Below are 6,106 nucleotides of genomic sequence, written 5' to 3' on the forward strand. Positions count from 1 at the left end.
AGGCCACGTCTGCGTCAAGCAACAATCAAGCCGAACGCCGCCAGCGCCGCCGCAGCCTGCCGCTGCGAGATCACCGCTTTCTTGAAGTGCTTGCCGTCCATCACGTTGAGTCCGCTGATGTCGGTATCGCGCAGGTCGGCACCTTCGAAGCGGGTGAGGCGGGTCTGTGCGTTGCGCAGGCTGCCGCCGCTGAACACCGCGTCGCGGAAGTCGCAGCCGGACAGATCGGCATCGGAGAAATCCATGCCTTCCAGCTGCGCCTTGCGGAATGACATGCCGCGCAGGTCGGCGCTGACCAGCAGGCAGTCGCGGAATTCCAGTGCCCAGCCGCTGACTTCCTGCAGGTGGGCGCCGGTCAGCTTGCAGTCCTTGAACTGCACCGACGACAGCGTGGCGCGTCGCCAGAAGCTGTTGTTGAGGTCACAGTGATCGAAGCGCGAATCGCTGAGCTGTGCGGAACTGAAGTCGCAGTGGCTGCCGCGGCATTTCTGCCATCGGCTCTCCTCCAATGATGCGGCGAGCCAATTTGCCTTGTTCAGCGAGCATTGCTTGAACTGGAAGCCGTCCATCTCCAGGCGCGAGAAATCGCCTTCGTCCAACGTGCACGATTCGAACACCGCTGCCCGCGGATGCGCGCGGGTGATCTGCTGCATGCGCGCGCGGTCGATGGTTTCTTCGTGGAAGACCGGGGTATTCGTCATGTCCAACTCTGCAGGTGCTTGCGCATCATTCTGCGCGACATCGCTCTGTTGATGCAGTCTTGTTGCGGCGGGCGTTGTGTGTACAGACCTGCTCGATCTATTCGAAGATGAAGAACGGCGGCGCGATGGCCCGGCGCCAGTACGACTCCTCGGCCAGATAGAACTCCTGTGCCTGGGCACGCGCGAACCACGCTGCCGCTGCCGTCTCATCTTTCGGCAGGGTTTTGCTGCCGCGACCGAGCGCCAAGCCGCTGAAGTACTGGCCGTAGACATTGCCCTGTTCGCCGGCGCGCTGATACCAATGCAGTGCCTCGCGCATATCCGTGGGCATGCCGATGCCTGCTTCGTGCAAGGCGCCAAGGTCGACCTGGGCCTCGGCGTCGCCACGCGCAGCACGCCGCTGGATGCGGGCGATGGTCGCATTGGCGGAGGGCTGGTCGGGGACAACGCGCGCAGCTTCGGTTGAGGCATGGGTTGCCTTGCGCAGTGCGTCCAGCTTGTACAACTCACGCATGTACACCGCCGAGCGCAGGCGCCAGCGCAGTGCGCCTGCGATGTCGCCCTGGCGTTCGTACCAGCGTGCAAGATCGGACATGGCATACGGCGAGCCGTGGTAGGCGGCACTCTGGTACCAGCGCAGTGCCTTGCGTGGCGATGGCTTGAAGCGAACGTCCTCGGGCTTCTGCGGTTCGTCACTGCTGTCCAGGCGGCCGCGCTCAAGGATCCTGCCCAGTTGCTCCGCGGCGGCGGTGCTGCGGTGGGTGCGCGGCGTTGTCGACGCTGCGCGTGCGTACCATTCCAACGCACGCGGGTCGTTCCAGGCCTGGTACATCCTGGCGACCCGCAGGGCCGAATCGAACTGGCCATCGGCGGCTGCGGACAGCGCATCGCGCTCGCTGTCGCTGGGCGGGCGGGTGTTGGGGGGTGTCGCGCAACCGAGCAGGATGAACAGGGGCAGGGCGTACAGCAGCACACGGGGTGTGGGACGGGGCATCCAGCAGGTCCGGGCAAGGTGGCGGGCGATTATCGCGGAGTGCGCCGACCCGGCCGCTGAATCGGTTGCCAAAGCAACAGTTGCGCCGTCGCCAATACCGGGATAACGTCGGCGCCATGTCCTCGTTCCCGGCCACCGCCGTCAACAATAACAACCGCAATAATCTGCGCGCGAATAATCGTGCGCGGCCACTGCGGGACTGCGACCAGAGCTAGGACAGGCAACACGCTCAGGACACCAGAAAACCCGCATCGGCCGATGCGGGTTTTTTTGTGGCCGGGCGGGAACACCGAGCGGCTGCAGGTCTTCAAGCCGTTGCTTCCAATGTTTGTCCCCACACAACCCAGGAGCTTTCCCATGTGTTCCATCTTCGGCATTTTTGGCCTGCAACCCGGTGACGACCTGCAGGCGCTGCGTCGGCAGGCGCTTGAACAATCCCAGCGCCAACGGCATCGCGGCCCGGACTGGAGCGGCGTCTACGTGGACGACGGCGCCATCCTGGTGCACGAGCGGCTGGCCATCGTCGACCCGGCCGGTGGCTCGCAGCCGTTGCTATCCGATGACGGTCAGCTCGCGCTGGCGGTGAACGGTGAGATCTACAACCACCAGGAGCTGAAGAAGGAGCTCACCCAGCCCTACGCCTTCCAGACCGGCTCGGACTGCGAGGTGATCAACGCGCTGTACCGTGAGGACGAGCCGGCGTCCTACTTGAACAGGCTCAACGGCATTTTCGCCTTCGCGCTGTGGGACCGCGCAAAGCAGCGCGTGATCATCGCCCGCGATCCTATCGGTGTGGTGCCGCTGTACTGGGGCCACGACAAGCAGGGCCGACTCTGCGTTGCCTCGGAAATGAAGTCGCTGGCGGATACCTGCGCCGACGTGGCCCAGTTCCCTCCCGGCCACTGGTATGACAGCAGCACCGATACGCTGAGCAAATACTACGAGCGTCCGTGGCGCGACTACGACGCAGTGGAAGGTGTGGATGTGTCGTTGACCGAACTGCGCGAGGCCTTCGAGCGCGCCGTGCACCGCCAACTGATGACCGACGTGCCGTATGGCGTGCTGCTGTCCGGCGGCCTGGACTCCTCGCTGGTCGCCGCGGTTGCGGCGCGCTATGCACGCAACCGCATCGAGGATGGCGGTCAGAGCGAAGCCTGGTGGCCGCGCCTGCACAGCTTCGCCATCGGCCTGAAGGGCTCGCCCGACTTGGCCGCGGCCAAGGTGGCGGCAGAAATGCTGGGCACCGTGCATCACGGCTTCGAGTACACCTTCGAGGAAGGCCTGGATGCGGTGCCGGAAGTGATCCGCCACGTCGAGACTTACGACGTCACCACCATCCGTGCTTCCACGCCGATGTTCCTGCTGGCACGTCGGATCAAGGCAATGGGCGTGAAGATGGTGCTGTCCGGCGAAGGCAGCGATGAGATCTTCGGCGGCTACCTGTACTTCCACAAGGCACCGAACGCGCGTGAGTTCCACGAGGAACTGGTGCGCAAGCTCGACGCGCTGAACAACTACGATTGCCTGCGCGCGAACAAGTCGATGATGGCCTGGGGCGTGGAGCCGCGCGTACCGTTCCTGGATCGCGAGTTCCTGGATGTGGCGATGAAGATGGATGCGCGCCACAAGATGGTCGACAAGGCCAGCGGCCGCATCGAGAAGGCCGTGCTGCGCGAAGCCTTCGAAGGCTACCTGCCCAAGGAAATCCTGTGGCGGCAGAAGGAGCAGTTCAGCGACGGCGTCGGCTATGGCTGGATCGACGGTTTGAAGGCGCATGCCGAGTCACAGGTCAGCGATCGCGTGCTGGCCGCCGCCGACAAGCGCTTCCCGTACAACCCGCCGCAGACCAAGGAAGCGTACTACTACCGCCACGTGTTCGAGCAGTTCTTCCCCAGCCACGCGGCCTCGGAAACGGTGCCGGGCGGCAAGTCGATTGCCTGCTCCTCGCCGGCGGCAATTGCATGGGACGCCAGTTTCGCCAGCATGGCCGATCCATCCGGTCGCGCCGTGGCCGGTGTGCACGAGCAGGCCTTGGCAGGTTAAGAGGTCAGTCGACCCAAAGGTCATTGGAAGCGTCGGCCCGCCTTGCCTTCAACGCCCCTCTTCCCTGCCCGGAGAGGGGTTGGAGGGGAAGGGGCCGCTTTACATGTCGCACAATTCAACGTGCGCGATCAGGAAACCGCAGTTCTTCCTTCTATAACGACTCAAAAGGATTTTCGATGCGTGCTTGTGCGTTCGTGATGTTTGGCCTGCTCTGCAGTTCCTACGCCCACGCCAGGGAGGTGCCATTGGAGCGGCATCAACAGGGTAGTTGGGAAACCGATATCGGCTACACCGGCGTGGTGCGTGATGGCGACACGCTGCATGTTTCCGGCGTCCCCTGCCGTGGTGCGGATATGCAGGCTGCGGTGCGCGATTGCTACGGCAAGCTGACGAAGATCCTGCAGCAGTTTGATGCGGACAGCAGCCAGGTGGTGAAGGAGACGGTGTTCACCACCGACATGGATGGCTTGATCAAGGCGATTCCTGAGCGCAAGACCTTCTTTGTCGATGGCAAGTATCCGGCCGCGAGCTGGGTGCAGATCAGTCGCCTGTTCGACGCCGAGGCCAAGCTTGAAGTGGAGTGGACAGTGCACTTGAAGTAAGCGCGCAGTGCATTGGTGACGGCGAGCCGGTCAGCTGTTTGTGGGAGCGGCGTCAGCCGCGAAGCAGGGACACCATCAGGTTGCATATGCATCGAGGGTTCCAGTAAATCCAGCTTCGCGGCTTATGCCGCTCCCACACCTGGATGCCAGCCGGGTTGCGTGCGCGGCGTTGTCTTCTATCTTGGACTCAAGCTCAGGCTGTGCGCCGGCTTGCCCGGCAGGAACGGAGTCGGGCGGCCTTCCACCCAGTCGTCGTGGCCTGCCCCCCAGAACGGCGACAGCGGATGGCCGCTCTGGCCGCCCGGCATGTGCACGATGCCGTCGGCCTCATGGCCGGGCGAGACCACCATGCGCTCGGAAGCGCCGAACTTGGGTCCGACCACGCGCGGCATGTTGTCGTCGCCGGCCAAGGGTTGCGCCGGCATGCACAGCCAGCGTTTGAACAGGCTGGGCAACGCGGCCGAGACCGGATGGCAGATGGCGGCAGTATTGCGCTCGCCCCAGCTGCGTTGTGCCAGATCCGGACCCTGTCCGGCCAGATCCTTCTCAAGTTGGCGAGCGCTGTCGGTGAGCAAGGCATCCCAGCTTTCATACGGCGGTGGCAGCAGGTGCGGCGGGCGTTCGCTGAGCAACGGCCACAGCACACCTTCGAACTGGGCCAGCTTGGGCGGTATGTAACGTTCGCCCAGCTGCTCCTTGGCCGGTGCCAGCAGTGCGCCTTCCATGTTGTCCATCAGGATGCCGCGGAAGCCGCGCGCCATCCGATAACTGACTGAATCGGCGGATGCGCGGCCCTGCCACTGGCGGCTGGCGGCTTCCAGTCGCTTCAGCGCCGGATCGTCGCTGTGCTCGACGGTCTGCCGCAGCAGCTTCCACCAGCGCTCCATCAGCAATGCGCGGTCGTCGAGTTGGATCGCCAACAGGTCACTTTCCTTGAAGCTTTCGCGGTCGAACAGGCCGTCGCGGATCTGCTTGGCGCGTGCACCGAAGTCATAGCCGCCGTCACCGGCCTCGGCCAGCGCAGCACCATCGAGCACGCGGCCATTGGCTGTCCACAAGCGATGATCCGGCGGGTCGACCAGTGCCGGCGCCTGATTGGTGCGGATTGGCCACGGTGCACAGTTGGCCTGCATGGCTGCATCGGCATGGCAGGCCGGGTCACGCGCAGGGCGCGCGCCGATCAGGCGCCAGGCGATGCGCCCGCTGCGGTCGGCGACCAATAGATTCTGTGCGGGGATGCCGGAGCGGTCGGCTATCGCAAAGGCGGAGTCGAGATCGGCAGCCTTGGCCATGTCAGCGAAATCCAGGCGCACCGCGCCAGCCTGCTGGCCTACCCAACGCAGGGCCAGCAGTTGCCCGTCGGGCTCGTCGCGCAGGACAGGCCCCCAGTCGCTTTCGCGTACCAGCAGCAGTTCCGGGCGGGCGCCGGCGACGGCGATGGACTCGTTGAAGGTGCGCAGCGGGGTGTTCGCGGGCAGGGTAGTGAAGTCGGCGGTGTCGATATAGCTGTTGGTGAAGGCCCACGCCACCCGCGTATTGCTGCCGACGATGACTGCAGGCAGGCCGGGCAGGGTGAAGCCTGCAACATCGACCTTGCCCTCGGGAGCGGTTGGGTCGGCATAGCGCAGGCGTGCGCGGAACCAGATGTTCGGCGCACGCAGGCCCAGGTGCATGTCGTCGGCGATGATGGCGCGGCCGTCGGCAGTCAGAGCTCCTGCTACTGCGAAGTTGTTGCTACCCGGAAAAGAACCGGTCGCCGAAGGCGA

At 64.6% G+C, this 6,106-nt stretch carries 5 protein-coding genes; 2 read left to right on the forward strand and 3 right to left on the reverse strand.

Annotated features, from left to right (window positions below):
* Positions 1–14: 14 nt before the first annotated feature.
* A complete protein-coding gene (locus RT131_RS00630; RefSeq protein ID WP_313169370.1) occupies positions 15–701 on the reverse strand; it encodes a pentapeptide repeat-containing protein in 687 nt (228 codons plus the stop codon).
* Between the two features lie 97 nt (positions 702–798).
* On the reverse strand, positions 799–1,695 hold the full coding sequence (locus RT131_RS00635) for a tetratricopeptide repeat protein (RefSeq protein WP_313169371.1): 897 nt from the start codon (positions 1,693–1,695) through the stop codon (positions 799–801).
* Positions 1,696–2,052: 357 nt separating this feature from the next.
* Between RT131_RS00635 and asnB the strand changes: the two genes are divergently transcribed.
* Both asnB and RT131_RS00645 read left to right on the forward strand, forming a co-directional pair.
* The gene (gene asnB / locus RT131_RS00640; protein WP_313169373.1) at positions 2,053–3,738 is read left to right on the forward strand and encodes an asparagine synthase B; all 1,686 of its coding nucleotides are present in this window, start codon (positions 2,053–2,055) and stop codon (positions 3,736–3,738) included.
* A 176-nt stretch (positions 3,739–3,914) separates the two neighbouring features.
* On the forward strand, positions 3,915–4,340 hold the full coding sequence (locus RT131_RS00645; RefSeq protein WP_313169375.1) for a RidA family protein: 426 nt from the start codon (positions 3,915–3,917) through the stop codon (positions 4,338–4,340).
* Positions 4,341–4,516: 176 nt separating this feature from the next.
* Here RT131_RS00645 and RT131_RS00650 read toward each other — a convergent pair.
* Positions 4,517–6,106 (reverse strand): penicillin acylase family protein (locus tag RT131_RS00650; protein ID WP_313169376.1); only part of this gene is annotated, 1,590 nt, incomplete at its 5' end.

The sequence above is a fragment of the Stenotrophomonas sp. genome (assembly GCF_032066555.1).
GTDB lineage: Bacteria > Pseudomonadota > Gammaproteobacteria > Xanthomonadales > Xanthomonadaceae > Stenotrophomonas.

What these genes read in the sequence shown, in the direction of transcription:
- RT131_RS00630 (WP_313169370.1), bottom strand. Translation starts at nt 701, where the DNA reads ATGACGAATACCCCGGTCTTCCACGAAGAAACCATCGACCGCGCGCGC.
- RT131_RS00635 (WP_313169371.1), bottom strand. Translation starts at nt 1,695, where the DNA reads ATGCCCCGTCCCACACCCCGTGTGCTGCTGTACGCCCTGCCCCTGTTC.
- asnB (WP_313169373.1), top strand. Translation starts at nt 2,053, where the DNA reads ATGTGTTCCATCTTCGGCATTTTTGGCCTGCAACCCGGTGACGACCTG.
- RT131_RS00645 (WP_313169375.1), top strand. Translation starts at nt 3,915, where the DNA reads ATGCGTGCTTGTGCGTTCGTGATGTTTGGCCTGCTCTGCAGTTCCTAC.